Below are 25,487 nucleotides of genomic sequence, written 5' to 3' on the forward strand. Positions count from 1 at the left end.
CATGGCTGATGAAATCCTGTCCCAGGAAGAGGTCGACGCGCTATTACGCGGCGTGACCGGGGAAGAGGACAACGACGGCGCGGACAGCGACAACGGTGGCGTACGGGCCTATGACATCGGCCGCCAGGAACGCATCGTCCGCGGCCGGATGCCGACGCTTGAGATTATCAACGAGCGTTTCGCGCGCAATCTGCGTATCGGTTTTTTCAACTTCCTGCGCCGCAATGCCGAGATCTCGGTCGGGCCGGTGCGGGTGCTGAAGTACAGCGAGTTCATCCGTAACCTGGTGGTGCCGACCAACCTCAACCTGGTACACGTCAAACCCTTGCGCGGCACCGGGCTGCTGATTTTCGACCCGGACCTGGTATTCCTGGTGGTCGACAACCTGTTTGGCAGCGATGGCCGCTTTCACGTGCGGGTGGAAGGTCGCGACTTTACTCCGACCGAACAGCGCATCATCCGCAAGATGCTGGAAGTGGTGTTTGCCGAGTACCAGAAGGCGTGGGAGCCAGTGTACCCGATCGAGTTTGTCTATTTGCGCTCGGAGATGAATACCCAGTTTGCTAACATTGCCACCCCGACCGAGGTGGTGGTGGCGGCGACCTTCCATATCGAGCTGGGGGCCGGCGGCGGTGACTTCCACGTCTGTCTGCCGTACTCGATGATCGAGCCGCTGCGCGATCTGCTGGCCAGCAGCATGCAGGCCGACCGCACCGAGGTCGACAACCGCTGGGTCAACCTGATGCAGCACCAGGTACAGGCCGCCGAGGTGGAACTGGTCGCCACCCTGGCGCAGACCAAGGTGTCGCTGGGCGACATCCTCAATCTCAAGGTCGGCGATGTGGTGATGGTGGATTTGGCGGAGAAGGTGGTGGCCGACGTGTCGGGCATCCCGGTGCTGGAGTGCGGCTACGGCACGGTCTCCGGCAATTACGCACTGAAAGTGGAAACGATACTGTCTGGGGCGCAGGAGCTGTTTGAGCCGCCGCCGAGTGGAGAGCAAGAAGATGAGTGACGAGCAGGGTTTTGATCCGGATTCGGTTGCCGGAGCAGTTGACGAAGAAGTGTCCATGGACGACTGGGCAGCGGCCATGGCCGAGCAGGAAGTGGCCGACACCGCCGCCGCCGAGGTAAAACCGGCGACCAACCTGTTCCAGGACCTGTCCGGCAGCAGCCAGAGCCAGGCGGTGCCGCAGAATCTGGACATGATTCTGGATATCCCGGTACAGCTGACCGTCGAGCTGGGGCGTACCAAGATCGCGATCCGCAACCTGCTGCAGCTGGCGCAGGGCTCGGTGGTGGAACTGGACGGCCTGGCCGGCGAGCCGATGGACGTGCTGGTCAACGGCTGCCTGATCGCGCAGGGCGAGGTGGTGGTGGTCAACGACCGTTTCGGTATTCGCCTGACTGACATCATTACGCCCGTAGAGCGTATTCGCCGACTACAGAAATGAACCGATTGCTGATTGTGATGTTGTTGCTGCCGCTGTCGGTCAGCGCCGCCGTGCCCGCCGCCGATGCGGGCACTTCGCCGTTGTGGGGGCTGGTACAGGTAATGCTGGCGCTGGGGCTGGTGCTGGCGCTGATCGTCGGTGCTGCGTGGCTGTTCCGCCGCGTCAGCATGGGCGGCATGCTCGGGCGCTGGCAGCCGGCCAAGGTGGTCAGTGGCGTGATGGTCGGCCCACACGAGCGGGTGGTGATCGTCGAGCTGGAAGGGCAGTGGCTGGTGCTGGGCGTGACGGCGAAGCAGGTCAACCTGCTGACCAGCATGACCAGGCCGGAAGGCGCCGCCAATGCCGCTAGCGCGCCGGCGGCCACGCCACCCTTTGCCGAATGGTTGGCCGCAGCGCTGGCCAAACACCGCCGACCCTCCTCCAACGATACGCCATGAGCAAACTTCAACGATTGGGCGTGCTGGCGCTGCTGATGCTGCCGCTGGGCGGCCATGCCGCCGGCCTGCCGATGATGACCAGTGCGCCGGATGCGGCCGGCGGGCAAAGCTATTCGCTAAGCCTGCAGATGCTGCTGTTCATGACCTCGCTGAGCTTCATCCCGGCGATGCTGCTGATGATGACCTCGTTCACGCGCATCATCATCGTGCTGTCGCTGCTGCGCCAGGCGATGGGCACCATGCAGTCGCCGCCGAACCAGGTGCTGATCGGACTCAGCCTGTTCCTCTCCATTTTCATCATGTCGCCGACGCTGGACCAGGTGTACGCCAATGCCTGGCTGCCGCTGTCGGAGAACAAGATGTCGTTCGAGCAGGCCGCCGGCGAGGCGGCCAAACCGATGAAGGCATTCATGCTGACGCAGACGCGGGAAAAGGACCTGGCCTTCTTTATCGAGATCTCGCACTCGCCGGCACCGGCGACCCCGGCCGAGGTGTCGCTGAAGACGCTGATTCCGGCCTTCGTGATCAGTGAACTGAAAACCGCATTCCAGATCGGCTTCATGATCTTCATCCCGTTCCTGATCATCGACCTCGTGGTGGCCAGCATCCTGATGGCGATGGGGATGATGATGGTGTCGCCGGTGATCATTTCCCTGCCGTTCAAGATCATGCTGTTCGTGCTGGTCGACGGCTGGACGCTTTTGCTCGGCTCGCTGGTGCAGAGCTTCGGCGGGAGGTAGGTCATGACGCCAGAATCGGTCATCACCATGGTCCAGAATGCGCTGTTCATTCTGATCATCGTCGCCGCACCGCCGCTGGCGGTGTCGCTGCTGGTCGGCCTGCTGGTCAGCATCCTGCAGGCGGCGACCCAGATCAACGAGATGACGCTGACCTTCATCCCCAAGCTGATCGCCATGTTTCTGGTGCTGGTACTGGCCGGACCGTGGATGCTGACCACGCTGATGGACTACACCACGCGGCTGTTCCAGAGCATTCCGCTGGCCATCGGCTGACATGTTTGCCATCAGCGATGCCCAGATCAACCTGTTGGTTGCCTACTTCGTGTGGCCGTTCTCGCGCATTCTCGGCGTGCTGCTGGCCGATCCGCTATTCGCTTCGCGCAGCATCCCGCGTCGCTTCAAGGCCGGTTTTGCGCTGCTGCTGACGCTGCTGGTGGCGCCGCTGCTGCCGCCGTTGCCGACCGTGCCGCTGGTGTCGGCCGCCGGTTTGCTGATCGTGCTGCAGCAGCTGATGATCGGCATCATCATCGGCTTCGTGATGCGCATCGTGATCACTGCGGTGGAGCTGGCCGGCTTCATCATGGCGACGCAGATGGGCCTCGGCTTCGCGATGTTCTTCGATCCGCAGCACGCGGCACAGGTGCCGGCGGTGTCGCGGGTGCTGACCATCCTCACCACGCTGCTGTTTCTGGCCTTCGATGGCCACCACATCCTGCTTACTGCGCTGATGGATAGTTTCGACAAGATGCCGATCGGCGTCAGCGTGCCGGTACTGTCGCTGCGGCTGCTGGCGGAGTGGGGTGGTCATCTGTTCCTGTGGGGGCTGTGGCTGTCGTTGCCGGTGGTCGGCAGCCTGCTGGTGACCAACCTGGCCATCGGCGTGATGACGCGGGCGGCGCCGCAGTTCAACGTGTTTTCCTTTGGTTTTCCGCTGACGCTGATGATCGGCTTCATCGCGCTGTACCTGGTGCTGCCCTTGCTGGAGCCGGCGATCGCGCAAATTTACCGTGACGGTTTCGGCTTTATCAGCAAGCTGCTGATAGCCCCCTAGCTTTTTGCTAAAATCGGCATCCTGCGTTACCCAATTCATTTTTGCGGCGTGCACACGGTACGCCGCCGACTTTTTACTCGATTGAGGCTGCTATGGCTGGTCACAGCAAATGGGCGAACATCAAGCACAAGAAAGAACGCGCTGACGCCAAGCGCGGCAAAATTTTTACCCGCCTGATCAAGGAGATCACGGTGGCGGCCAGAATGGGTGGCCCGGACCTGGATTCCAACCCGCGCCTGCGCCTGGCGGTGGACAAGGCCTGGGATGCCAACATGCCGAAGGACAACGTGCAGCGCGCGATTGACCGTGGCGCCGGTACCCTGGAAGGCGTCGATTACATCGAGTGCCGCTACGAGGGCTACGGCATCGGCGGCGCGGCGGTGATGGTGGACTGCCTGACCGACAACAAGACCCGCACCGTGGCCGACGTGCGCCACGCCTTCTCCAAGTACGGCGGCAATATGGGCACCGATGGCTGCGTGGCGTTCCAGTTCAGTCACTGCGGCTACCTGGTGTTTGCACCGGGCGTGGATGAGGACGGCCTGATGGAAGCGGCGCTGGAAGCCGGCGCCGACGACGTGATCACCAACGACGACGGCTCGCTGGAAGTGATCACCGGCCCCTACGAATTCAGCGCCATCAAGGCGGCGCTGGAGAAGGCCGGCTACAAGTCGGAAATGGGCGAAGTGACCATGCGTCCGCAGAACGAGACCGAACTGAGCGGCGACGACGCGCTGCGCATGCAGAAGCTGCTCGACGCGCTGGAAGACCTCGACGACGTGCAGGATGTCTACACCTCCGCGGTGATGGACGAGTAATCCCGTGCTTCATAAAAAAAGACCTGCCGCGTGGCAGGTCTTTTTTTATGCTTGCCGCCCGTGACAAGGTTGGCCGCAAGGCTTGCGGCCAACCTTGTGTGTGCCGCTGCGCTGCCGTGCGGCGGGTTCAGAACACCGATTCGCCGCTGCGGGTGGTGAAGCGGTCCAGCGCCTCCAGTCCGGCCAGCGAATTGCCGCGCGCATCCAGCCCCGGGCTCCACACCGCGATGCTCATCTTGCCGGGCAGTACCGCCAGGATGCCGCCGCCGACGCCGCTCTTGCACGGCAGGCCGACGCGGTAGGCGAATTCGCCGGCGGCGTCATAGGTGCCGCAGGTCAGCATGATGGCGTTGACCTGCTTGGCCTGGCTGCGCGTCAGCCGCTGCGCACCGCTGACCGGCGAGGCGCCGTGGTTGGCGAGGAACAGCCCTGCACGTGCCAGCTCGGCCACGTTCATGCGCAGGCTGCAGGCGCGGAAGTAGTGCGCCAGCACCTGATCGACGTTGTTGAACAGGTTGCCGCAGCTCTTCATGAAGTGCGCCAGCGCCGCATTGCGATGACCGTGTTCCGATTCCGACGCTGCGATCACGTAGTCGAAATCCAGCGCCGGCTGTGCGCTTTCCTCGCGCAGGAAGTCGCGCAGCGCGCTGCTGGAATCGCCGAGCTGGCTCAGCGCGATGTCGGTGACCACCAGCGCGCCGGCGTTGATGAACGGGTTGCGCGGCACGCCCTGTTCGTACTCCAGCTGCACCAGCGAGTTGAACGGGTTGCCGGACGGCTCCTTGCCGACGCGCTGCCACAGTGCGTCGCCGTATACCGCCAGCACCCGCGCCAGCATGAACGCCTTGGAGATGCTCTGGATGGAGAAGCGCTTGTCGCGATGGCCGGTGGCGTACAGCTGGCCGTCCAGTGTCGCCACCGCCATCGCGAATTGTTGCGGGTCTTCGCCGGCCAGTGCCGGGATGTAGTCGGCGGGCGCGGCCTGCGCGAGATAGGGCTGGACATCGGCGGCGATGTCGTCGATCAGTTGCTGGATGTTCATGGTTCGCTGTCGCTCAGGTGTTGTTGTCGGTACTGCCCTGGCCGGCCGGGCGGTCTGTGCCGCCTCGTACTGGCCAGTTGCTTCCGCCGGCAGCCGTGGGCTGCCGGCAGGATCGGGGGCCGTTCAGGACGGCAGCGTCTCGGGTGCCCATTCCGCGACAAACACGTCACGGAACTGGTACAGCCATTGCAGGCGCTGTTCGCCCAGTGCGCGGCCGGCGGCGGTCTGCATGGTGGCGGGCAGCGTCGCCAGCTTCACCGCGATGTGGTCCAGCGCGTAGGCACGGTCATCCAGCGGCCGCTGCGCACCGAGCACGTCATCGCTGGCGGCCAGCGCGCTGTTCATGCGGCCGGCGGTGTAGAACAGCCGCGCCAGGCCGACGGCGCCGAGCGCGTCCAGGCGGTCGGCGTCCTGCACGATCTGCGCTTCCAGCGTCTGTGGCGCGATATTGGCGGAGAAGCTGTGCGCCTCGATGGCGTGCGCCACCGCCGGCAGCCGTGCCGCGTCGAAGCCGGCGGCGGCCAGGCGGGTGCTGGCCAGCACCGCCGCCTGGCGCGAGGCGAGGTGGCGCTCGGGGTGGTTCTTCGGCAGGTTGACCAGGTCGTGCAGGTAGCAGGCCACCATCACCACCAGCGCGTCGGCCTGCGGGTAGCTGGCCAGCAGCTGCCGCGCCGCATGCCAGACGCGGCCGAGGTGATTCAGGTCGTGGGCGCCGTCGTCGCCGGCCTGTTCGCGTGCCAGCGCGAGGCAGAAGGCTTGCCAGTGGTGCAGGTCTTGCATCGTCGATTCCTTGCAGAGGGGGCGGTATTAGAGGGCGCCGCGTACGGGCTTGTCAATGCGCGTTGCAGCATGCGCGGCAGATCGTTCAGGTGTGTCAAGGTTGGCCGCAACGGTGGCTGGCTGCGGCGTGTGGCGGCTCAGTCGCGCACCGGGCCGCGCAGCGACTTGACCTTGCCGCGCAGGCTCTTGCTGTCCATGCGCCGCTGGCGCGCGCCGTAGCTCGGCTTGCTGGCGCGGCGGGCTTTCTGCTCGTGGCTGACGCTGTCGACCAGCTGCTGCAGCCGTTGCAGCGCATCCTGCCGGTTCTGCTCCTGGGTGCGGTATTGCTGCGCCTTGATGATCAGCACGCCGTCCTTGCTCAGGCGCTGGTCCTGCAATGCCAGCAAGCGTTCCTTGATGTGTTCCGGCAGTGTCGAATAGCGGATCACGAAGCGCAGGTGGATGGCGGAGGACACCTTGTTGACGTTCTGGCCACCGGCACCCTGCGCGCGCACGGCGCTGATGTCGACTTCCAGCGGCGAAACCGGGTACTTGCTCATGCGGCCAACCTGTTGTCGCGCGCCGGGCCTGCGGCGGGTGCGTGGGTGATATCGATAGCAGCAGTCATGATTTCGGCTTTGTGCGGTGATTGGGCATAATGCGGCGATGGCCGCAGGGTGCGGAATAACTGGATTCTAGCGCCTTTCGATGATGGCGTACGCAGCCGGCAGGGCCGGCGAGGAGGGGTGATGACTGATTATCTGCAGCAGGCCGGGTTAGAACTGTCCACGGCGCAACTGGCCGCCGCGCAGCAGGCGCTGGCGACGGCGCTGACGGTGCCCGCGGCAGCGGACTATCCTGACTTGTATCGTTACCCGGTGCCCAAGCTGGGCGAGGGTGGCAGTTGTTCGCTGGTCGACGAGCTGGAGGCCGAGCCGTGGGACATCGCGCCACAGTTTGGCGGTGCGTCGCCGCCGCTGGCGCACCAGCTGCTGGCGTTGCAGGCCTTGCTGGACGCGGTGCTGGCGCAGGTGCCGGCCGACTGGCTGGGAGTGTACTGCCGGGTGCCGGGAGCGGAGGCCGACGTGCTGCTGAAACTGGCCTACCGCGGCCTGCCCAGCCGCGCCGAATTCCCGCTGACCGAGGCGTTTGCCGCCGCCAGCAACAACAGCAAGGTTGGCCGCAGCGGTCGCGGCGTGGTGATCGACGATGTGCGGCAATGGCAGAGCGAGGGCGGTGCCTACTACGAGTGCGATCCCAAGGTGCGCAGCGAGGTGTGCCTGCCTGTGTTTGACGCCGCCGGCAAGGTGATCGGCATTCTCGATGCCGAGTCGGCGCAGCCGGGGTTTTTTCACACCGGGCACCAGGCCACGCTGGCCGCACTGGCCTGCGCGCTGTCGGCGCACTTCGTCAGCCTGCGAGCGCTGGCCAAATCGGCGGCGCCAGCTCTTTAAACTGTAAGCTTTTGCCCCCACTATTCTTCAGATGAATGCACAACAAGTGGAAGCCAACGTGACTCAGCCTGATTCTCCGGTGCGCGTCGATTATGTCGCAACCTGCCAGTTACCCACGCAGTGGGGTGTTTTCGACATGCACGGCTTTGAAGAAGTCGGAGGGCGCGAGCACGTGGTGCTGACGCTGGGCGAGGTGACTGACGGCGCGCCGCTGACCCGCATCCACTCCGAGTGCCTGACCGGCGACGCGCTGTTTTCGCTGCGTTGCGACTGCGGCTTCCAGCTGGAAGCCGCGCTGGAGGCGATTGCCGCCGAAGGCCGTGGCGTGCTGGTGTATCTGCGCCAGGAAGGGCGCGGCATCGGCCTGATCAACAAGATCCGCGCCTACAAGCTGCAGGATGGTGGTGCCGATACCGTCGAGGCCAACGAACGGCTGGGCTTCCCCGCCGACATGCGCGATTTCCGCATCGCGCGCGAGATGCTGGCGCATCTGGGGGTGACGGCGGTGCGCATCATGACCAACAATCCGCGCAAGATCGACACCCTGCAACAGGCCGGCATCGAGGTGGCCGAGCGTGTGGCGCTGCAGGTTGGCCGCAATGCCTACAACGATCACTATCTCGACACCAAGAAAGCCAAGCTGGGTCATTTGTTCGGTCTTTGACTTCATGATCCGGCAGGCTGGCCGATAAGGTCAGTGTCGACGTGACAGGAAAGGGCGTGTGCCATGGTCAAGGTAACGGCAGTGGGGCCGGCGTTGCCGGTGGGCGAACAGTTGCCGCGCACCCCGGAGCTGCGCCATGCGGCAGGCGCCGGGCCGGCGGTGCCGCAGGATGCCTTCCAGCTCAGTCTGTTGGCACAGCATGCGCAACAGCTGGATCCGGACGAACACCCGGCGGCGGCGCTGGATCTGCCGCAACTGGAGGCGGAGCTGGCGCACTTGCTGCAGCTGCTGGAAGAGCGGCTGTACAGCATGCGCGAGCGTGCTCTGCTTGGTGGCGGTCATCCTTCCTACGGTTTGCTGCAGGAGTTGCAGCAGGTGAGCCAGGTGTTGCAGCGGCTGGTGCCGCTATGGCCGCAGTGTGCGCGGCCGGCGTGGCGGGCCGCGGTGGCGCCGCGACTGGCTGGGATATTCAATATCTGCCACTTCGTGTCGCGGGCGGTCACGCGGGCCGGCGAGCGCAGCGAAGTGCAGCACCTGCAGCAGACGTTACAGCAGAGCGAGCAGGCTTTGCGCTAGGGAGTGTTTGATCTGAAAGTGAATACTGGAAAACAAAAAACCGGCTCGTGAGCCGGTTTTTTGTTTTTTTTTTGGTGGAGATAAGCGGGATCGAACCGCTGACCTCTTGCATGCCATGCAAGCGCTCTCCCAGCTGAGCTATACCCCCAAAATGCTGGCGTCCCCACGGGGATTCGAACCCCGGTTATCGCCGTGAAAGGGCGACGTCCTAGGCCTCTAGACGATAGGGACTAAATTGTGGTGGAGATAAGCGGGATCGAACCGCTGACCTCTTGCATGCCATGCAAGCGCTCTCCCAGCTGAGCTATACCCCCACGGGACGCTGAAGAACCGGTTGATTCGTCAGCGAGGTGCGCACTTTAACGTGAAGCTTTCGCAGCGTCAAGCGCTTTTCTGCTTGAACTGCGCGTTACGCGGCGCACGGGCGCTGTTGCTGTCCAGTTGCGGCAGTTCGGTTGGCTGCTCGTCGGTGATTTCCGGTGGCGGGCTCAGCCAGCGCACGGTGTTGAGCGTGCCGGTGATGCGGTTGTTTTGCGTGCTGCTACAGCTGAGGCACACCGGCTTGCCGTTGCGCTCGCGGAAGGCCTGGTCGACGCGCTTGCCGTGGATCGGGCGCTGGTTCTCCTGCTGCCAGTTGAGCAGGGTTTCCGCCAGTAGCTGCGGCACGATGTCGTCCTTCTTGTAGCTGTCGCGATAGGCGTGCAGCCACAGTTCGCCGGCGCTGTCCTCGCTCAGCAGCGTGGTCTGGTAGCTGATGGTGACCGCGGCGCCGATATCCACCCAGTCGGCCAGTGCCAGCGCGTTCTCGCTGCGCAGGCGCACGCAGCCGTGGCTGCGAAAGCCGGGAACGCTGGCGGGCTGGTTAGTGCCGTGAAAGCCGAGGCCAAGCTTGGTTTCGCCAAAGCGGATGAACACCGGCCCCAGCGGATTGTCCGGCCCGGCGGCGACGGTGGTCTGCACCGGCTTGCCGGCGCGTACCATTTCGTCCTGGATCGATTTCGGGACGTGCCATACCGGGTTGCGGTAGATACCGGTGACGGCGTAGTTGCCGGTCGGGGTGTTGGTGACCATCTTGCCGACCGCCACCGGGTAACTGTTCACCAGCGTGCCGTCCTGGTACAGGAAAACACGGGTTTGCGGCAGGTTGACGACCAGGTGCTGGCCAGCGCTGCTGACCAAGACGTCCGGCTCCGGCGTCATGGCATAGCTGGAGACGGTGGCGGCCACGGTGCAGGCCGCAAGCAGGGACGAAAATTTCATTCTCTGGCGATTCAGGATAAACGGATACTCCGATGTTAGCAGATACGCCGGACGGCAACATCCGCCAAATGTGGCGGTGCACCGTGCTTTTTGTGACGCTTTCTGCGACAATTCCAGACTTTGTCTTTTGCCTTTTTACTTGCTGAAACAATGACTCAAGCGTCTGTAGTTGCCCATATCGAGTCGCTGGACCACGAAGGTCGCGGCATTGCTCGTGTCGATGGCAAGGCCATCTTCATCGATGGCGCGTTGCCATACGAAACAGTGACTTATCAAAGTTATCGCGTCAAGAAGAGTTACGAGAATGCGGACGTGGTGGATGTGCTGAAGCAAAGCTTCCTGCGCACCGACCCGTCCTGTCCGCATTTTGGCGTGTGTGGCGGCTGCTCGATGCAGCACGTCGAGTTTTCGGCGCAGGTCGCCATCAAGCAGCGCGTGTTGGAAGACGACCTGCAGCATATCGGCCGGGTCAAGGCCGAGGTGGTGATGCCGCCGATTGCCGGCGCCGCCTGGGGCTACCGCCACCGTGCCCGCCTGTCGGCGCGCTATGTCGCGAAAAAGGACGGCGTGCTGGTCGGCTTCCACGAGAAGCGTTCCAGCTTCATTGCCGACATGAGCGAGTGCCGCATCCTGCCGCCGCACATCTCGGCGCTGATCGTGCCGCTGCGCGAGCTGATCGCCAGGCTGTCAATCTACAACCGCATGCCGCAGGTGGAAATTGCGGTCGGTGCCGAGCTGGACGTGCTGGTGTTCCGCAATATGGACGACATCACCGAGGCCGACTTCGCCTTGCTGCAGGCATTCTCCGACCGCCACTCCACGCCGCAGCGCACGGTGCAGATCTGGCTGCAGCCGAAGGGGCCGGAGACCTGTTACCCGATCTACCCGCTGGATGCGCCGAAGCTGACCTACCGCCTGCGCGATTTCGACGTCGAGATGCCGTACTACCCGACCGAATTCACCCAGGTCAACCCGGAAATCAACAACGTGATGGTCAGCCGCGCCCTGCGGCTGCTGGACCCGCAGGCTGGCGAGCGCATTGCCGACATGTTCTGCGGTATCGGCAACTTCACGCTGCCGATCGCGCGCAGCGGTGCCATCGTGCACGGCATGGAAGGCAGCGAGGCGCTGGTGAAGCGGGCGGTGGAAAACGCCACCCACAACGGCTTGCAGCACAAGGTCAGCTACGAGATGGCCAACCTGTTCGAGGTGACCGAGGCGTCGTTTGCGGCACTGGGCAAGTTCGACAAGATGCTGGTTGACCCGCCACGCGACGGCGCGATGCAGCTGCTGAAGGCAATCACCGAAGACACCGCGCCACAGCGCATCGTCTACGTGTCGTGCAATCCGTCCACGCTGGCGCGCGATGCCGGGGTGCTGGTCAATACCAAGGGCTACACCCTGAAAACGGCGGGCATCATCAACATGTTCCCGCACACCGGCCACGTCGAGTCGGTGGCCTGGCTCGAGAAAACCGGTCCGTGCAAGACCAATGCCGAAGTTGCGGCGATGGAGGCGGCGGAAGAAGCGGTGCGCGAGGCGGCCCGTGCCGCGTCGATGGCGGCCCGCCAGGAGCGCGAAGCTTTGGCTGCCGCCGAGAAGGCGGTCGAAGTGGCGGAGAAGGTCGCCGCGAAAGAGGCCCGTCGTGCCGCCTATCTGGCCAGTGTCGCCGACAAGCCGGCGCAGTAACACGCGTCACTGCGCACAGCAGTGACAAGACAGGCCGCCGGTGCGAACCGGCGGCCTGTTTTTTTTTGCGCGTGCTGACGGTATTCAGAACACGGCGGTCTGCCGTGCCGCGGTCGCCGGTTGCGGCCAACGTTGGCCGCAACGGCCTTAGCCGCCGCTTTGCTGGCGTTGCAGCAACGGCAGGAACTCGTCGGCCGGGCTGTAACCGATGAGGCGTTGCTGCTCCTTGCCGTGGCGGTCGAAGAAGATCATGCCCGGCGGGCCGTACAGGCTGAAGCGTTGCAGCAGCACCTGGTGTTCCGGCAGGTTGGCGGTGACGTCGGCCTTCAGTAGCACCACCTTGGCCATGGCCTGTTGTACCGCCGGGTCGCGGAAGGTGGTGTCTTCCATCTCGATGCAGGACACGCACCAGTCGGCATAGAAATCCAGTAGTACCGGCTGGCCGCGGGCGGCATTAAGGGCGGCATCCAGCTCGGCCACGCTGCCGATCGTGCGGAACTGCGGCTTGCTGCTGTTGCCGGCGGTGGCGCCGAGTGCTGCCAGCGGGTAGCGGGCCGATTTGGCGCCGCTGAACACGCCGATCAGCTGCAGGGTGGCAACCAGCGCCAGTAGCAGGCCCAGTGCCTTGCCCAGCTTGAGCACGGACGACGCATTCGGCGGCAGCGGATCAAACGCTTTCAGGAACACCGAACTGGCCAGCGCCAGTGCCGCCCACAGCAGCATCACCACGATGGCGGGCAGGAAAGGCGTCGCCAGCCAGATGGCCACCGCCAGCATCACCACGCCGAACACCGCCTTGACCGTCTTCATCCACATGCCGGCCTTGGGTAGCACGTGGCCGCCAAAGGTGCCGACGATGACCAGCGGCAGGCCTAGCCCCATCGCCATGGCGTAGAGGGCGACACCGCCCAGCCAGGCATCGCCGGTCTGGCCGATGTAGCCCAGCGCCAGCGCCAGCGGCGGGCCGACGCAGGGGCCGATCAGCAGCGCCGACAGCACGCCCATGCCGAACACGGTCACGATATGGCCGCCGGACAGGCGGTTGCTGGAGGCGGCGAGGCGGGTCTGCCAGCTGGACGGCAGCTGGATGGACACGATATCGAACATGCCCAGCGCAAACACCACCATCAGCAGGCTGGCGCCGAGGATCACCGCCGGCTGCTGCAGCCACACGCTGAGCAGGCTGCCGGTCAGGCCGGCCACGATGCCGATGGCGGTGTAGCTGACCGCCAGACCCTGCACATAGGTCAGCGCCAGCAAGAAGCCGCGACGACGGGTGAGGTGCTGGCCCTGGCCGGCAATCAGCGAGGACACGATAGGCAGCAGCGGGTACATGCAGGCGGTGAACGCCATGCCCAGACCGGCGGCAAAGAAGGCCGCCAGCGTGGCGACCAGGCCTTCGCGCGGCGACGGCGAGCGGTTGTCGACCTGCGGTGCGGGCGGCTGCAGCCAGGGCGACAGCGTCTTACTGCCACCGCCGATGGCGAGGGTGTGGGTGTAGGGCGGGTAGCACAGGCCGGCATCGGCACAGCCCTGTACCGTGGCCTTGAGGGTGAACTGCTGCGGCGCGTCCGGACGCAGCGTCAGCAGCATCACGGTCGCCCCCGGTGGATAGGTGGCCTGCTTGCCGAAGTAGGGGTCATCCTTGGGCTTGCCGGCGGGCAGCGCCTGCTGCGTGATTAGCGCGGCCGGTATCGTCTCGAAGCGGCTGCGGTCGCGGTACAGGTAGTAGCCGTCGGCTACGGTCACCGTCAGCCGCAGCCGCGTTCCCTGGCGTTCGGCGGTGACGGCAAAGGCCTGCTCCGGCGGCAGCAGGTCGTCCTGATCCAGCGCGTGGGCAAGGTGGGGCAGCAGCAGGCTCAGCCACAGCAGGCAGCGGGTGAGGAAAGAGAAAATACGCTTGTTCATGACCTTGTGACCGCCAAAACGACGGTGCCTTGATAAGTTGTTGCGACGGTGCTGCCGTGGCTAAACGCACTGCCCTTATTTTGCCAAGCAAACGCTTGATATAATATGGGGCAACGAGGAGCGCCTGCCATGACCACCATCATTCATTTTGCCCACGCCAACAGCTTTCCGGCGTCGGTGTACCGCAAGTTGCACCAGTCACTGCGCGAACAGGGCTGCCACGTCGGCTACCTTGACTGCATCGGCCACGATCCACGCTATCCAGTGACCGACTGTTGGCCGCATCTGGTTGAGGAGACCGTTGCCTACCTGCGTCAGCATTATGACCGGCCGGTGGTCGGCGTCGGACATTCGCTGGGCGGTTTCATCCTGTTTTTTGCCGCCATTCGCCATCCGGAGCTGTTCAGCAAGCTGATCATCCTCGATTCGCCGTTGATGGGGCCGCTGCGCTCGCGAGGCATCTGGCTGGCGAAAAAGCTGGGCTTCATCGACCGCGTGACGCCGGGTGGCAATACCCTGAAGCGGCGAGACAACTGGGCCAGCATCGAATCGGTGTACGACTATTTCGCACGCAAGCCGATGTTTGCCCGCTTCGACCCCGACTGCCTGCACGACTATGCTGCGCTGGGCACGGTGGCGACCGCCGATGGTGGCCGCCAGCTGAAATTCCGGCCGGCGATCGAAAACGCGATCTACAACACGCTGCCGCATTCGGTGCCGCGCTACAAGGGACAGCTGCGGGTGCCGACGGTGTTTGTCGCCGGCGAGAGCAGCGACGTGCTGACGCCGGCCGATCTGGCCTATATTCGCAAGCACTTCGCTGTGAACATCATCGTGCAAAAAGGTTCACACCTGTTTCCGCTGGAGCAGCCGCAGGCCACGGCCGAACTGATCATGGCGCAACTGGCCGGCTGACTCAATCGCGGTGTTTCTGGCGGATCAGGTCGCGCACCAGGAAGCGGCTGGGGTTGACGGCATCCATGATGCTGCTCGGCAGCGGCGCCGGCTCGTCGTTCAGCAGGCTGGCGATGATTTCGCCGGCCAGCGGCGCGGTGACCATGCCGCGCGAGCCGTGGGCGGTGCTGACATACAGCCCCCTGATCAGCGGCGCTTCGGCGGCCAGCTTCAGCGAGGCATCGCGTGCCAGCGGCTGGTAGCGGTCGAGGAAGGCGTCGCGATCGACGACGGCACCGACCATCGGCAGGTAGTCCGGGCTGGTACAGCGCAGCGCAGCGCGGCCTTGGCACTGTGCCGGGGTGATGCCGTCACCACCCAGCGCCTGGTACAGCCGTGGCGCCATGCCGGCCAGCATCGCCAGGTTTTCTGTGTGCTCGGCGTCGTTGGCCGCCAGATCCTCGTACTCGAACTTGAAGGTGGCGCCGAGGCAGTGCCGGTCCTGGCGTGCGGGAGCGATATAGCCCTCGCCGCACAGCACGGTTTGCAGCCGGCCGCTGGCGGCGGTGGCGGCCAGCTCTGTGACCTGGCCGCGGATGCGCTTCACCGGCAGGTAGTAGGTCGGGTCGAACTGCATGGTGTCGTTGGCGGTGGCGACCACGGCAATGCTGCCGATCGCCAGCGGGTCGCTGCTGCCCATTGCCACCCAGCCGCCGTCTGCCGGGTTTTGCGCCAGCTCGGTCACCGCTTCCCCCAGGCGCAGGGTGATGTTGGGGTGATCCAGTAGCGTGTTGACCAGGCTGGGCGGGTTCAGCCAGCCGCCCTGCTCGAAGTAGAGGCCACCTTGCGGTACCTCGATGCCGGCGATGGCGGAGGCTTCGGCGGCATCGACGCGGCGCAGGATGTGCGGCGACAGCCCGGCGGCGGCCAGCCCTTGCTGGCGTTTCTCTTCGGCCGTGTCACCTGCCAGCTGCAGTACGCCGCAGCGCCGCCACTGCACGCCATCTTCCGGCAGCAGCTGGCTTAGCGTGCGCAGGGTGTAGCCGTAGCCGGACAGCACCAGCTGGGTCAGCGGGGTGAAGTGTGGCGACAGCTTGGTGTACAGCACGCCCTGCGGGTTGCCGGAGGCTTCCTGCGCCGCCAGCGGGTGGCGGTCGAGCACGGTGACCTGCCAGCCGCGGTTGGCCAGGCTGCGCGCGACGCTGGCCCCGGCGATGCCGGCGCCGATCACCACCGCGCTGCGTTCGCTGATGGTTTGCTGCGGGAGCGCGTACCATGGCGCGCGCCATTCGGCGAGCGGCGGGTGCTGCAGTTGGCCGCGCGTCATGTCCCGCTTTTTGCCGTGACCGGCGACTTTCTCGATGCTGAAGCCGGCGTCTTCCAGCCCGCGGCGCACGATGCCGGCGCTGGTGAAGGTGGCTAGCGTGGTGCCGCGGTGCGACAGCCGTGCCATGTGCTGGAACAGCGCCGGCTGCCACATCTCCGGATTCTTGGCCGGGGCGAAGCCGTCGAGGAACCAGGCGTCGATGCGCGCCTCCAGTAGCGGGAGGGTTTCCAGCACGTCGCCGATCAACAGCGTCAGGATCACGCGGCCGTTTTCCAGCACGAAGCGGTGCCAGCCCGGCGCCATGGCGTCGTATTGCTGCTGCAGCGCCGTGGCCTGGGCGGCCAGCTCCGGCCACATCGCCTGCGCCTGTACAAGGTCGGCGGCGGTGAGCGGGTGTTTCTCGGTGCTGACAAAAGACAGTCGGGCACTGGCCGGCGCGTGCTGCAGGAAGCACTGCCAGGCGACCAGGAAGTTCAGGCCGGTGCCAAAGCCGGTTTCACCGATGCTGAACAGTTGTTCCGGCGCCAGCGCCGCGAAGCGCTGCGGCAGCTGGTTGTGCTCGATAAACACGTGACGCGTTTCATCAAGGCCGCTTTCCCGGGAAAAGTAGACGTCGCCGTAATCGGCGGAAACGGGTTGACCGGAGCTCCAGTCAAGACGGGCGGGCGGAAAAGCTTGGCTCATGATGGGGTGCTGACTTTGCGAATGGCCGGTGCGCAACCGGCCAGGGGTCTGTAAATGGCTGGGCGCTATTGTCCGGCAGCAGGGCGGACGCCGCAAGGTTGGCCGCAGGCGGATTGCGGCCAACCTTGTGTTGCCGCAAATAAAAAGAACCGCACGGTGATAGCAGCACGCGTGCGGTTTACAAGGACAGCTCGGGGGGAGAGGCCGCTCAGCTGGCACTCTCCTGCAATTGGCTCAGGATCTGCGGGTTTTCCAGCGTCGACACGTCCTGGGCGATTTCCTCGCCGCGGGCGATGGAACGCAACAGGCGGCGCATGATCTTGCCGGAACGGGTTTTCGGCAGGTTGTCGCCGAAACGGATGTCGTCCGGTTGCGCCAGCTTGCCGATCTCGTGCGCCACCCAGTTTTTCAGTTCCGCGGTCAGGCGCTTGGCCTCCTCGCCGGTCGGGCGCGGGCCTTTCAGCACCACAAAGGCGACCACCGCCTCGCCCTTGACCTCGTGCGGCTTGCCGACCACCGCGGCTTCCGCCACCAGCGGGTTGGCTACCAGCGCCGATTCGATTTCCATGGTGCCGAGACGGTGGCCGGACACGTTCAGCACATCGTCGATGCGGCCCATGATCCAGAAGTAGCCGCTTTCATCGCGGTTGGCGGAGTCGCCGGCAAGGTAGTACTGGCCGTTGAATTCTTCCGGGAAGTAGGTGCTCTTGAAGCGCTCCGGGTCGTTCCAGATGGTGCGCACCAGCGACGGGAACGGCCGCTTGATGACCAGGAAGCCGCCCTTGCCCGGCTCTACCGGGGCACCGGACTCATCGACGATGTCGGCCATGATGCCGGGCAGCGGCAGGGTGCAGGAACCGGGTTTGGTGGCGATGGCGCCGGGCAGCGGCGCGATCATCGCGGAGCCGGTTTCGGTCTGCCACCAGGTGTCGACGATCGGGCAGCGCTCGCTGCCGACCATCTCGTAGTACCACATCCATGCCTCGGGATTGATCGGCTCGCCGACTGTGCCGAGCAGGCGCAGGCTGGACAGGTCGTACTGTTTCGGCAGTTCGGCACCGAGCTTGATCAGGGTGCGGATCGCGGTTGGTGCAGTGTAGAAGGTGGTGACCTTGTGTTGCTCGATCATGCGCCAGAAGCGGCCGGCGTCGGGATAGGTCGGCACGCCTTCGAAAATGACCTGGGTGGCTCCCATGCCCAGTGGACCGTAGCACACGTAGGAGTGGCCGGTGATCCAGCCGACATCGGCGGTGCACCAAAACACGTCGCTGGGCTTGTAGTCGAACACCCAACGGAAACTGTTGAGGGCACCGAGCAGGTAGCCGGCGCTGCTGTGCTGGATGCCTTTCGGACGGCCGGTGGAGCCGGAGGTGTACAGAATAAACAACGGATCGTCGGCCTGCATCCATTCTGGCTCGCAGGATTCCGGCTGGCCGTCGATCAGCTTGTGCCACCAGATGTCGCGGCCGTCGTGCCAGGTGCTGGCACCGCTATTGGTGCGTTGGTAGACCACGGTGGCGATCACCGTTTCGCTGCCCGGCATCGCCAGCGCCTCGTCGACCATCGCTTTCAGCGGCACGATCTTGCCACCGCGCAGGCCTTCGTTGGCGGTGACCACCACTTTGGCGCCGGCATCCTGGATGCGGTCGTGTACCGCGCCGGCGGAGAAGCCGCCAAATACCACCGAGTGGATGGCGCCGATGCGGGCGCAGGCCTGCATCGCGACGATGGCTTCGATCACCATCGGCATGTAGATCACCACGCGGTCGCCTTTGCTGACGCCCAGCGATTTCAGGCCGTTGGCGAACTGGCAGACGCGGCGGTGCAGTTCGGAATAGGTGACACGGGTGACCTCGCCGTCATCCGCTTCGAAAATGAGGGCAATCTTGTTGGCATTGACTGCCAGATGGCGATCCAGACAGTTGTAGGAAACGTTGAGCACGCCATCGTCGAACCATTTGAAGAACGGTGCATTGCTGTCGTCCAGTACGCGCGAGAACGGCTTTTTCCAGCTGATCAGCTCTCGCGCCAGATCCCCCCAGAAGGACAGGTAGTGATCGTCAGCCTGTTCGCACAGGGCGTAGTAGGCGTCCGGCCCGGAAACCGTGGCCTTGCGGCGGAAGTCTTCTGCCGGGTCAAAGCTGCGGGTTTCGCGCAGGATGGAGTCAAGAGTAGACATAAAGCGTTCCTTGCAAACATGATTCGCGGACAGCAACTGGCCGCACCCGTACGGGTGCGGCCATTTTTACACGACTCGCTTAGTGTTTGGATGCACCTGCGGCACCAATACCGGTCATCGAGCGTACGAACTGTGCTTCGAACTTGGCTTTTTCTTCAACCGCCGACTTGGACTTGTCGAGTACCGAGATCAGCCAGGTGAACACGAAGGCCAGGGTGATCGAGAAGATCGCCGGGTTCTTGTACGGGAACAGTGCGGTTTCATGCTTCAGCACGTCTACCCATACCGCCGGGCCCATCACGATCAGGCCAACTGCGGAGATCAGGCCGATGAAGCCGCCGACTACCGCACCGCGAGTGGTCAGGCCTTTCCAGAACATGGACAGGAACAGTACCGGGAAGTTGGCGGAAGCAGCGATCGAGAAGGCCAGACCAACCATGAAGGCGATGTTCTGCTTTTCAAACAGCAGGCCGAGCAGAATCGCGATCACGCCCAGTACCACGGTGGTGATCTTCGATACACGGATCTCGTCGGCTTCGTTGGCTTTACCCTTCTTGATCACGGAAGCGTACAGGTCGTGCGATACCGCCGAGGCACCGGACAGGGCCAGACCGGCAACCACTGCCAGGATGGTGGCGAAGGCAACCGCCGAGATGAAGCCGAGGAACAGGTCACCACCAACCGCATTAGCCAGATGGATCGCCGCCATGTTGCTGCCACCGATCAGCTGGGTCACTTCCTTGCCGTTCTTGACCACGGTTTCCATCATCGATGGCTGTTCCAGCAGCAGCATGATCGCGCCGAAGCCGATGATGAAGGTCAGGATGTAGAAGTAGCCGATGAAGCCGGTCGCGTAGAACACCGATTTACGGGCTTCCTTGGCGTCGGACACGGTGAAGAAGCGCATCAGGATGTGTGGCAGACCGGCGGTACCGAACATCAGTGCCAGGCCCAGCGAGATGGAGTCGATCGGATCAGCCTTGCCCGGTGCCATGATTTCGGCGCCCTTGGCGTGGATGGCGACCGCTTTCTGGAACATCATCTCAGGACTGAAGCCAACGGTGGCCAGTACCATGAAGGCCATGAAGCTGGCACCGCCAAGCAGGATGACGGCCTTGATGATCTGTACCCAGGTAGTGGCCAGCATGCCGCCGAAGGTGACGTACATCACCATCAGGATGCCAACCAGAACCACCGCGGAGGAGTAGCTCATGCCGAACAGCAGCTGGATCAGCTTGCCGGCACCAACCATCTGCGCGATCAGGTACAGCGCCACCACCACCAGGGTGCCGGTTGCGGCAAAGGTCCGTACCGGCGTCTGTTGCAGACGGTAGGAGGCAACGTCGGCAAAGGTGAACTTGCCGAGGTTGCGCAGGCGTTCTGCCACCAGGAACAGGATGACCGGCCAGCCGACCAGGAAGCCGATGGAGTAGATCAGGCCATCGTAACCCTTGTCGAACACCATCGCCGAGATACCGAGGAAGGAAGCGGCGGACATGTAGTCACCGGCAATCGCCAGACCGTTCTGGAAACCGGTAATGCCGCCACCGGCGGTATAGAAGTCACTGGCGGAGCGGGTGCGTCGCGATGCCCAGTAGGTAATACCCATGGTGAAGGCGACAAACAGGAAGAACATGATGATGGCGTGCCAGTTGGTCGCCTGCTTGGTGACTTCGCCTTCAAAGGCGCCGGCAGCCAGGGCCAGAGCCGGCAGGCCGGTCAACGCGGTGGCGCAGAGGGTTTTCGTCCAGCTTTTCATTGTTTGGCATCCTCGACGATTTGTTGGTTCAGTTGGTCAAACTCGGTATTGGCCTTGCGGACATAGATGCCGGTCAGGACGAATGCCGAGATGATGATGAAAATGCCAACCGGAATGCCGACCGTAGTGGTTCCGCCCGACAGCGATGCACCAAGTACATTGGGTGCGAAGGCCAGCACCAGGATAAAGCCGTAGTAGATAGCCAGCATCAGGATACTCAGCTGCCAGCCAAGGCGGGTCCGCTTGTGAACAAGCTCTTTGAATTTGGGGTTGCTTTGTACCCGTGTAAGGATATCTTCATTCATCGTTGTCTCCTCCCATTTCTCGCCGGCCGCAAGTGCGGTTAGCGTGTGCCTGCAATCTAAAAGTCGACTCGCCGATGTGGCTAATCGTTTTTTCTGATAGCAGGAATTAACTTCACCGTTTTTTTTGGGAATTTTTCTTTTTTATTAGGCACTTGCATTCGAGTATTTACTTTATTGATGGAGGATATCAGCAATCGTTATCCAGCTTTTTGTGTGCATGCCTTGTGGGTTGGTGGGGAACTTGTACAAAATGGCCAAAAACCCGCCTTTGCAATGCAAAAGTAGCGCGCCCCCAGCCGATCAGGAGAGTCGTCCAGCATGGAAATCTACCAACTGCGCACCTTTGTTACGGTGGCTCAGCAAGGCCATCTGACTCAGGCCGCCGAGCTGCTTCACTTGTCGCAGCCGGCGGTAACGGCGCAGATTAAGGCCATTGAAGAAGAAGTCGGCATGTCCTTGTTCGAGCGCACGGCGGGTGGGGTGGTGTTGACGCTGGCTGGGCAGGAGCTGTTGCCGCGTGCGCAGGACATTCTGGTATCGGCGCGGCAGCTGCTTGACCATGCCCGTAGCCTGAAGGGGCCGCTGAGCGGCAAGGTGCAGATCGGCATTGCGCTGACCCCGGACGTGTTGCGGGTCGGCCCCTGGGTGGCCGGGTTGGCCGAGCGCTTTCCGTTGCTGGAGGTGTGCCTGCACCAGGGTGTTACCGGCGACGTGCTCAATGCGGTGCGCAAGAAAGAGCTGGACGCCGGTTTCTATCTCGGCAAGAACCCCTACGTCAACGTGCACACCCTGTTGTTGACCCAGTTGCGCTTGCGCATCGTGATGCCCAAGGGTTGGCTTGCACGGATCAATGCGGCCAACCCCAAGGAGCTGGGGCGCCTGCCGTGGGTCGGTATTTCCCAGTTTTCCAGTCTGTCGAAGATCGTGTCCGAGCTGTGGCGGGAGCTGAACATCGCCCCGAAAAAGGTATCGGAGTGCGACAACCTGTTTACCGCTTCCGAGCTGGTGCAAGCCGGTGTCGGTCTCGCCTTGTTGCGTGAGGAAGATGCGCTTCGTGCCGCCGAGCGCGGCGTGGTCGATCTGGTGCCGGAGATCGTGAAGATGGCGGAGCTGCAGTTTGTCTATCCGGCCGACCGGGCCGACGACCCGATTCTGCAGACGCTGGTTGCCGGCCTGCAGCCGGTGTGGGGCCTGAACAGCAACCTTGCTGTCTGATGTCGTCTTACCTAATCCGGGGGCATACTATGGCAACGGTTTTTCAGCAGTATCTCGACGCGGTACAGGCCAATCAGCAACGCATGTTGGTCGCACAGGCCGATTGTTGGCGTAGCTGGTGCCGGCTATCGTTGCCGACCGCCGGTGCGCCGGGGCTGATCGGGCAGCTGGATGCGCCGATGATGTCGAGTGCCTCGGTGCTACAGGCATCAGCCGACGCGCAGCATGACCTGCTGCTGGTGCTGGAACGCTGGTTTGGCGAACAGCAGAAAACCTGGCTGCGGCAGTCGCCGCTGCTCACTACTGCACCCTGTACGCTGCCACTGGATCTCGGCTTTTCCGGCTACCTGATCGCATCGCGTGCCAGCCGCCAGATCCAGCATTTTGCTTCCACCCGCTTTTCCTATGCCACGCTGTCCGCGGTGCGTGGTGCCCATCACGCTTATCGCAAGTGTCGTAATAACCCTGTTGCCCCTTCGGTGTTTAATCCGCGCCCGGCCGTCTAGAATGGCGGGGTCGTGCCTGAGCCTTGCTTTGCTAGACCGTCGTTAGGTTGTTCTGCTGCGGATTTTCCTGCCCGTACATCGTTGCCTGCCGTGGCGTTGCCGAGCTATATGCAGGCAGGACGCCAGCAGCGTCTCGCCGCTGGTGTCCTGCCTGTCGTCGTATCCGCATGCCGTGCCTGGTGCGACGCTGATTGGCAACAGCAGCGTGCGTTACTTTTGTCGCTTCCGTTTGCTAGCGTTGACCTGTGCCGTATTGCAGGCTTGGGCGTGATGTGCCAAGCGAGTCCGACGCGGATGCTACTGTGTGCCGCGCCGGTCTGACGCGGCGGGTGAGCGGCTTAGCGCCCGCGGCTGAGCGAGCCGATGGTGGCGCCGAGCAGGATCAAGGCGCCGGCGATCCAGGTAACGGTGTTCAGTTCGCCCAGTCCGCTGACAGCCAGGATCAGAGTGGAGAGCAAGGGGGTGAGATAGGATAGCGCACCGATCTGTTTCGGGTCGCCTTCCTTCATCGCCTTGTCCCACAGGAAGAACGATGCACCCAGTGGTCCGACCCCCATCAGCAGCAGTGCCAGCCATTCCTCATTGTTGGGAACGATTGCCGGTTCGAACAACCAGTGGCAGAGTGCGGCAAGCAGGCTGGATAGCAGGCAGAAGCCGCCGACCGCTGCGTTAGGGAATGGTGGCAGCTTGCGTGTCGCCAGGCTGTAGCTGGACCAGGTGAAGGCTGCGGCGATTGCGAACAGATAGCCGATCGGCAGGCTGTCGGCAAAGTCGAATTGGCCCTTGCTGACAATCAAGACCGCGCCACAAAAACCGACAGTTGCCGCCAGGATGTGGCGACCGGTCAGTTTGCCCAGCCCGAACAGCGGGCTAAGCACGACAATCAGCAGTGGCCACAGATAATTTAGCAGATTGGCTTCCAGTGCTGGTGCGGTACGAAAAGCGGTAAACAGCAGGCAGTGATAACCGAAGATGCCGGCGACGCCAATCAGCAGAGTGCACGGTGCCACTCTCCAGTCGCGGATGCGGTGAATGGCGAGCAGGCTGCCGATGAAAAGCGCCACAGCGGTGACCAGAAATGGCGGCAGGCGCTGGGTAAATGCACCCAGCGCGGCCAGGGAAGACCACAGTAAAATAGCGAGTAATGCTGGCAGTAAAGTAAATTTTTTCATCCGTAAATCATAACTTGGCCGGCGTGGAATGAATAGCCGGCCGACGGACTTTTACGGGGCGTGATGTGGCCCGTAATTCAGAAAGGAACCGTAATGAACCAGTCGCAGGTATTGGATTATTTGAGTCAGCATGGTGCCATGCTTGGTGCCGATGGTGATGTGGTGTTGGCCAATGGCGGGAGCCAGCAGGTGTTGTCATTTGAGCAGGATGGACATGCCGTACTCACCCAGTTTGTTTTGTTGAAAATACACGGCGACGATGCGGAATCATTCCTGCAGGGGCAATTTTCTTCCGACGTAAAATTACTGGATGGCAGTGCGGCGCAATGGAGCAGTTATTCCAATGCCAAGGGCCGGATGCAGGCCAGTTTCCTGTTGTGGCGCATTGAACAGGCCTTTTTCCTGCTGCTGCGAAAAGATATCGCTGAGGCTTTCCGCCGCCGCCTTTCCATGTTTGTCCTACGTGCCAAGGTGAAAGTCGAGGCGGTCGACAGCGTGATTGTTGGCGAATATCTGGCTGCAACGGAAACGGGTCGCCCTACTTTTGAACCGACCTTGGCGGGTACTGCCGAGTGCGCGGTGGTGTCGATTGGCGAGCAGATCCGTATTACCTGCCTGGGGGCAGATGAAGCCGCCGCGCTGCCGCCGTTTGCCGGCAAGTTGCTGACCAGCCGCCTGTTTGATGTCTTCTTTATCCGTGCCGGCATTCCCTGGGTGTCGCAGGCAACCTATGAGGCATTCGTGCCTCAAATGGCGAATCTGGATCTGATCGGCGGTATCAGTTTCCGCAAGGGATGTTATCCGGGTCAGGAAATTGTGGCGCGTACCCAGTATCTGGGCAAGGTGAAACGCCGCATGTTTGTGGTGGAAGTCAATGCCGACGAGTGCGCTGCCGGCATGGATGTGCAGGTTGAAGCAACCGGTGAACAGGCTATCGGCAAAGTGATGTTAAGCGTGCCATTGGCAGCGAAAAAATATCTGGCACTGGTGGTGATGCAAATTTCGGCCTGGGCGGGGCAGCCTTATCTTGCCGGTGTGCCGCACTCGCAATTGTTGCGCTTGGAAGCACCGTATTTAATCCCTGATTTGCAAGAGGGTTAATTTCGGATTCTAATATAATGCTTGACGCAGGGCGGCTGGTAATCTAATTTTCGGTATATTCTGGCTGGCTTTGTTTATTGAAGGGGGTTTTAAATGGATTTGAGTACATTCGATTTTGCCGAATTGCTGCAGCTGAAAAATGACGTTGATGTTGAGGTTCGCCGTCGCGAAGTGGAAGAAAAAGCCAAAGCCAAGAAACAGATTCTTGAAATTGCCAAGGCTTATGGCTTCAGTGTTGAAGATGTACTTGGTGGCAAGGTGGCACCAACGGCCAGTGGCCGTAAACCGGTAGAAGTCAAATACCGCCATCCGAATGATGAATCGCTGACCTGGACCGGTCGTGGTCGCAAGCCGCTGTGGGTTGTCGCGTTGCTGGATTCCGGTATTGATCTGGATAGCTTGCGCGTGTAAATGAGCTGACGGGTTGTGGATAGCAAAACGCCGTGTGCAAACACGGCGTTTTCTTTTGCAGCGGAACATTCACGATTCATTA

26 protein-coding genes and 3 tRNA genes are annotated in these 25,487 nt (G+C 62.8%); 16 read left to right on the forward strand and 13 right to left on the reverse strand.

Annotated features, from left to right (window positions below; translation table 11 throughout):
* Position 1 precedes the first annotated feature (1 nt).
* The 7 genes from fliM (at position 2) to PQU89_RS02155 (ending at position 4,500) form a co-directional block, all read left to right on the forward strand.
* Entirely contained in the window at positions 2 to 1,015 is a 1,014-nt protein-coding gene (gene fliM / locus PQU89_RS02125) for a flagellar motor switch protein FliM (protein ID WP_272764401.1), read from the forward strand.
* Entirely contained in the window at positions 1,008 to 1,454 is a 447-nt protein-coding gene (fliN, locus tag PQU89_RS02130) for a flagellar motor switch protein FliN (protein ID WP_047967407.1), read from the forward strand. The genes fliM and fliN overlap by 8 nt, the downstream gene beginning before the upstream one ends.
* Positions 1,451 to 1,891, forward strand: coding sequence for a flagellar biosynthetic protein FliO (fliO, locus tag PQU89_RS02135; protein WP_272764402.1), 441 nt, complete (start codon positions 1,451 to 1,453; stop codon positions 1,889 to 1,891). Before fliN ends, fliO begins: the two co-directional genes overlap by 4 nt.
* The gene (fliP, locus tag PQU89_RS02140; protein WP_272764403.1) at positions 1,888 to 2,631 is read left to right on the forward strand and encodes a flagellar type III secretion system pore protein FliP; all 744 of its coding nucleotides are present in this window, start codon (positions 1,888 to 1,890) and stop codon (positions 2,629 to 2,631) included. The genes fliO and fliP overlap by 4 nt, the downstream gene beginning before the upstream one ends.
* Positions 2,632 to 2,634: 3 nt before the next feature.
* On the forward strand, positions 2,635 to 2,904 hold the full coding sequence (gene fliQ / locus PQU89_RS02145) for a flagellar biosynthesis protein FliQ (RefSeq protein ID WP_272764404.1): 270 nt from the start codon (positions 2,635 to 2,637) through the stop codon (positions 2,902 to 2,904).
* Between the two features lies 1 nt (position 2,905).
* The gene (gene fliR, locus PQU89_RS02150) at positions 2,906 to 3,682 is read left to right on the forward strand and encodes a flagellar biosynthetic protein FliR (RefSeq protein ID WP_272764405.1); all 777 of its coding nucleotides are present in this window, start codon (positions 2,906 to 2,908) and stop codon (positions 3,680 to 3,682) included.
* 92 nt (positions 3,683 to 3,774) lie between these two features.
* A complete protein-coding gene (locus tag PQU89_RS02155) occupies positions 3,775 to 4,500 on the forward strand; it encodes a YebC/PmpR family DNA-binding transcriptional regulator (protein WP_272764406.1) in 726 nt (241 codons plus the stop codon).
* Between the two features lie 127 nt (positions 4,501 to 4,627).
* On the opposite strand, the gene PQU89_RS02160 is transcribed toward PQU89_RS02155, so the two are convergent.
* The 3 genes from PQU89_RS02160 to arfB all read right to left on the reverse strand — a co-directional run bounded on the left by PQU89_RS02160 (position 4,628) and on the right by arfB (position 6,861).
* Positions 4,628 to 5,542 (reverse strand): glutaminase, encoded by a 915-nt coding sequence (locus PQU89_RS02160; protein WP_272764407.1) that lies wholly within the window; start codon positions 5,540 to 5,542, stop codon positions 4,628 to 4,630.
* A gap of 123 nt (positions 5,543 to 5,665) precedes the next feature.
* Positions 5,666 to 6,322 carry an HD domain-containing protein gene (locus PQU89_RS02165; RefSeq protein WP_272764408.1) on the reverse strand — a complete coding sequence of 219 codons (657 nt, stop codon included), beginning with the start codon at positions 6,320 to 6,322 and terminating at the stop codon, positions 5,666 to 5,668.
* Positions 6,323 to 6,459: 137 nt separating this feature from the next.
* Positions 6,460 to 6,861: an alternative ribosome rescue aminoacyl-tRNA hydrolase ArfB gene (gene arfB / locus PQU89_RS02170; RefSeq protein ID WP_272764409.1), complete on the reverse strand. Its 402-nt coding sequence runs from the start codon at positions 6,859 to 6,861 to the stop codon at positions 6,460 to 6,462.
* A gap of 189 nt (positions 6,862 to 7,050) precedes the next feature.
* On the opposite strand from arfB, the gene PQU89_RS02175 reads away from it, so the two are divergent.
* From PQU89_RS02175 to PQU89_RS02185, 3 genes are all read left to right on the forward strand, one after another.
* Positions 7,051 to 7,755: a GAF domain-containing protein gene (locus PQU89_RS02175; protein ID WP_272764410.1), complete on the forward strand. Its 705-nt coding sequence runs from the start codon at positions 7,051 to 7,053 to the stop codon at positions 7,753 to 7,755.
* A 31-nt stretch (positions 7,756 to 7,786) separates the two neighbouring features.
* On the forward strand, positions 7,787 to 8,419 hold the full coding sequence (gene ribA / locus PQU89_RS02180) for a GTP cyclohydrolase II (RefSeq protein ID WP_373322773.1): 633 nt from the start codon (positions 7,787 to 7,789) through the stop codon (positions 8,417 to 8,419).
* Positions 8,420 to 8,482: 63 nt separating this feature from the next.
* Complete coding sequence (locus PQU89_RS02185; protein ID WP_272764412.1) at positions 8,483 to 8,995, forward strand: hypothetical protein; 513 nt, start codon at positions 8,483 to 8,485, stop codon at positions 8,993 to 8,995.
* Positions 8,996 to 9,067: 72 nt separating this feature from the next.
* Here the strand turns inward: PQU89_RS02185 and PQU89_RS02190 are convergent.
* The 4 genes from PQU89_RS02190 to PQU89_RS02205 all read right to left on the reverse strand — a co-directional run bounded on the left by PQU89_RS02190 (position 9,068) and on the right by PQU89_RS02205 (position 10,255).
* Positions 9,068 to 9,143, reverse strand: a tRNA-Ala gene (locus PQU89_RS02190).
* A gap of 7 nt (positions 9,144 to 9,150) precedes the next feature.
* Positions 9,151 to 9,226 (reverse strand) — tRNA-Glu (locus tag PQU89_RS02195).
* Positions 9,227 to 9,233: 7 nt separating this feature from the next.
* Positions 9,234 to 9,309: transfer RNA gene (locus PQU89_RS02200), tRNA-Ala, on the reverse strand.
* Between the two features lie 67 nt (positions 9,310 to 9,376).
* The gene (locus tag PQU89_RS02205; RefSeq protein ID WP_272764413.1) at positions 9,377 to 10,255 is read right to left on the reverse strand and encodes a L,D-transpeptidase; all 879 of its coding nucleotides are present in this window, start codon (positions 10,253 to 10,255) and stop codon (positions 9,377 to 9,379) included.
* A gap of 150 nt (positions 10,256 to 10,405) precedes the next feature.
* Between PQU89_RS02205 and rlmD the strand changes: the two genes are divergently transcribed.
* Positions 10,406 to 11,944, forward strand: coding sequence for a 23S rRNA (uracil(1939)-C(5))-methyltransferase RlmD (rlmD, locus tag PQU89_RS02210; protein ID WP_272764414.1), 1,539 nt, complete (start codon positions 10,406 to 10,408; stop codon positions 11,942 to 11,944).
* A 147-nt stretch (positions 11,945 to 12,091) separates the two neighbouring features.
* Here rlmD and dsbD read toward each other — a convergent pair whose 3' ends face one another.
* Positions 12,092 to 13,852, reverse strand: a complete 1,761-nt coding sequence (gene dsbD, locus PQU89_RS02215) for a protein-disulfide reductase DsbD (protein ID WP_272764415.1) — start codon at positions 13,850 to 13,852, stop codon at positions 12,092 to 12,094.
* Between the two features lie 129 nt (positions 13,853 to 13,981).
* Here dsbD and PQU89_RS02220 point away from each other — a divergent pair, with 129 nt between their 5' ends.
* Positions 13,982 to 14,767 (forward strand): alpha/beta fold hydrolase, encoded by a 786-nt coding sequence (locus PQU89_RS02220; RefSeq protein ID WP_272764416.1) that lies wholly within the window; start codon positions 13,982 to 13,984, stop codon positions 14,765 to 14,767.
* A gap of 1 nt (position 14,768) precedes the next feature.
* On the opposite strand, the gene mnmC is transcribed toward PQU89_RS02220, so the two are convergent.
* The 4 genes from mnmC to PQU89_RS02240 all read right to left on the reverse strand — a co-directional run bounded on the left by mnmC (position 14,769) and on the right by PQU89_RS02240 (position 21,000).
* Positions 14,769 to 16,757 carry a bifunctional tRNA (5-methylaminomethyl-2-thiouridine)(34)-methyltransferase MnmC2/FAD-dependent 5-carboxymethylaminomethyl-2-thiouridine(34) oxidoreductase MnmC1 gene (gene mnmC, locus PQU89_RS02225; protein ID WP_272764417.1) on the reverse strand — a complete coding sequence of 663 codons (1,989 nt, stop codon included), beginning with the start codon at positions 16,755 to 16,757 and terminating at the stop codon, positions 14,769 to 14,771.
* Positions 16,758 to 16,965: 208 nt separating this feature from the next.
* Complete coding sequence (gene acs, locus PQU89_RS02230; RefSeq protein ID WP_272764418.1) at positions 16,966 to 18,936, reverse strand: acetate--CoA ligase; 1,971 nt, start codon at positions 18,934 to 18,936, stop codon at positions 16,966 to 16,968.
* A 79-nt stretch (positions 18,937 to 19,015) separates the two neighbouring features.
* Entirely contained in the window at positions 19,016 to 20,695 is a 1,680-nt protein-coding gene (locus tag PQU89_RS02235) for a cation acetate symporter (RefSeq protein ID WP_272764419.1), read from the reverse strand.
* Positions 20,692 to 21,000 carry a DUF485 domain-containing protein gene (locus tag PQU89_RS02240; protein ID WP_047967425.1) on the reverse strand — a complete coding sequence of 103 codons (309 nt, stop codon included), beginning with the start codon at positions 20,998 to 21,000 and terminating at the stop codon, positions 20,692 to 20,694. Before PQU89_RS02240 ends, PQU89_RS02235 begins: the two co-directional genes overlap by 4 nt.
* Positions 21,001 to 21,318: 318 nt before the next feature.
* Here PQU89_RS02240 and PQU89_RS02245 point away from each other — a divergent pair, with 318 nt between their 5' ends.
* Positions 21,319 to 22,215 (forward strand): LysR family transcriptional regulator, encoded by an 897-nt coding sequence (locus PQU89_RS02245; RefSeq protein WP_272764420.1) that lies wholly within the window; start codon positions 21,319 to 21,321, stop codon positions 22,213 to 22,215.
* A gap of 29 nt (positions 22,216 to 22,244) precedes the next feature.
* Positions 22,245 to 22,721 (forward strand): hypothetical protein, encoded by a 477-nt coding sequence (locus PQU89_RS02250; protein WP_272764421.1) that lies wholly within the window; start codon positions 22,245 to 22,247, stop codon positions 22,719 to 22,721.
* A gap of 338 nt (positions 22,722 to 23,059) precedes the next feature.
* Here PQU89_RS02250 and PQU89_RS02255 read toward each other — a convergent pair whose 3' ends face one another.
* Positions 23,060 to 23,893: a DMT family transporter gene (locus PQU89_RS02255; protein ID WP_272764422.1), complete on the reverse strand. Its 834-nt coding sequence runs from the start codon at positions 23,891 to 23,893 to the stop codon at positions 23,060 to 23,062.
* A 93-nt stretch (positions 23,894 to 23,986) separates the two neighbouring features.
* On the opposite strand from PQU89_RS02255, the gene ygfZ reads away from it, so the two are divergent.
* Positions 23,987 to 24,994: a CAF17-like 4Fe-4S cluster assembly/insertion protein YgfZ gene (gene ygfZ / locus PQU89_RS02260; RefSeq protein WP_272764423.1), complete on the forward strand. Its 1,008-nt coding sequence runs from the start codon at positions 23,987 to 23,989 to the stop codon at positions 24,992 to 24,994.
* 93 nt (positions 24,995 to 25,087) lie between these two features.
* On the forward strand, positions 25,088 to 25,405 hold the full coding sequence (locus PQU89_RS02265; protein WP_272764424.1) for an H-NS histone family protein: 318 nt from the start codon (positions 25,088 to 25,090) through the stop codon (positions 25,403 to 25,405).
* Positions 25,406 to 25,487: the final 82 nt, after the last annotated feature.

The organism is Vogesella indigofera (assembly GCF_028548395.1).
Lineage (GTDB): Bacteria > Pseudomonadota > Gammaproteobacteria > Burkholderiales > Chromobacteriaceae > Vogesella > Vogesella indigofera_A.

Bases quoted from the DNA above. Each gene is read 5' to 3' on its own strand.
- fliM (WP_272764401.1), top strand. From the start codon at position 2: ATGGCTGATGAAATCCTGTCCCAGGAAGAGGTCGACGCGCTATTACGC.
- fliN (WP_047967407.1), top strand. From the start codon at position 1,008: ATGAGTGACGAGCAGGGTTTTGATCCGGATTCGGTTGCCGGAGCAGTT.
- fliO (WP_272764402.1), top strand. From the start codon at position 1,451: ATGAACCGATTGCTGATTGTGATGTTGTTGCTGCCGCTGTCGGTCAGC.
- fliP (WP_272764403.1), top strand. From the start codon at position 1,888: ATGAGCAAACTTCAACGATTGGGCGTGCTGGCGCTGCTGATGCTGCCG.
- fliQ (WP_272764404.1), top strand. From the start codon at position 2,635: ATGACGCCAGAATCGGTCATCACCATGGTCCAGAATGCGCTGTTCATT.
- fliR (WP_272764405.1), top strand. From the start codon at position 2,906: ATGTTTGCCATCAGCGATGCCCAGATCAACCTGTTGGTTGCCTACTTC.
- PQU89_RS02155 (WP_272764406.1), top strand. From the start codon at position 3,775: ATGGCTGGTCACAGCAAATGGGCGAACATCAAGCACAAGAAAGAACGC.
- PQU89_RS02160 (WP_272764407.1), bottom strand. From the start codon at position 5,542: ATGAACATCCAGCAACTGATCGACGACATCGCCGCCGATGTCCAGCCC.
- PQU89_RS02165 (WP_272764408.1), bottom strand. From the start codon at position 6,322: ATGCAAGACCTGCACCACTGGCAAGCCTTCTGCCTCGCGCTGGCACGC.
- arfB (WP_272764409.1), bottom strand. From the start codon at position 6,861: ATGAGCAAGTACCCGGTTTCGCCGCTGGAAGTCGACATCAGCGCCGTG.
- PQU89_RS02175 (WP_272764410.1), top strand. From the start codon at position 7,051: ATGACTGATTATCTGCAGCAGGCCGGGTTAGAACTGTCCACGGCGCAA.
- ribA (WP_373322773.1), top strand. From the start codon at position 7,787: ATGAATGCACAACAAGTGGAAGCCAACGTGACTCAGCCTGATTCTCCG.
- PQU89_RS02185 (WP_272764412.1), top strand. From the start codon at position 8,483: ATGGTCAAGGTAACGGCAGTGGGGCCGGCGTTGCCGGTGGGCGAACAG.
- PQU89_RS02205 (WP_272764413.1), bottom strand. From the start codon at position 10,255: ATGAAATTTTCGTCCCTGCTTGCGGCCTGCACCGTGGCCGCCACCGTC.
- rlmD (WP_272764414.1), top strand. From the start codon at position 10,406: ATGACTCAAGCGTCTGTAGTTGCCCATATCGAGTCGCTGGACCACGAA.
- dsbD (WP_272764415.1), bottom strand. From the start codon at position 13,852: ATGAACAAGCGTATTTTCTCTTTCCTCACCCGCTGCCTGCTGTGGCTG.
- PQU89_RS02220 (WP_272764416.1), top strand. From the start codon at position 13,982: ATGACCACCATCATTCATTTTGCCCACGCCAACAGCTTTCCGGCGTCG.
- mnmC (WP_272764417.1), bottom strand. From the start codon at position 16,757: ATGAGCCAAGCTTTTCCGCCCGCCCGTCTTGACTGGAGCTCCGGTCAA.
- acs (WP_272764418.1), bottom strand. From the start codon at position 18,936: ATGTCTACTCTTGACTCCATCCTGCGCGAAACCCGCAGCTTTGACCCG.
- PQU89_RS02235 (WP_272764419.1), bottom strand. From the start codon at position 20,695: ATGAAAAGCTGGACGAAAACCCTCTGCGCCACCGCGTTGACCGGCCTG.
- PQU89_RS02240 (WP_047967425.1), bottom strand. From the start codon at position 21,000: ATGAATGAAGATATCCTTACACGGGTACAAAGCAACCCCAAATTCAAA.
- PQU89_RS02245 (WP_272764420.1), top strand. From the start codon at position 21,319: ATGGAAATCTACCAACTGCGCACCTTTGTTACGGTGGCTCAGCAAGGC.
- PQU89_RS02250 (WP_272764421.1), top strand. From the start codon at position 22,245: ATGGCAACGGTTTTTCAGCAGTATCTCGACGCGGTACAGGCCAATCAG.
- PQU89_RS02255 (WP_272764422.1), bottom strand. From the start codon at position 23,893: ATGAAAAAATTTACTTTACTGCCAGCATTACTCGCTATTTTACTGTGG.
- ygfZ (WP_272764423.1), top strand. From the start codon at position 23,987: ATGAACCAGTCGCAGGTATTGGATTATTTGAGTCAGCATGGTGCCATG.
- PQU89_RS02265 (WP_272764424.1), top strand. From the start codon at position 25,088: ATGGATTTGAGTACATTCGATTTTGCCGAATTGCTGCAGCTGAAAAAT.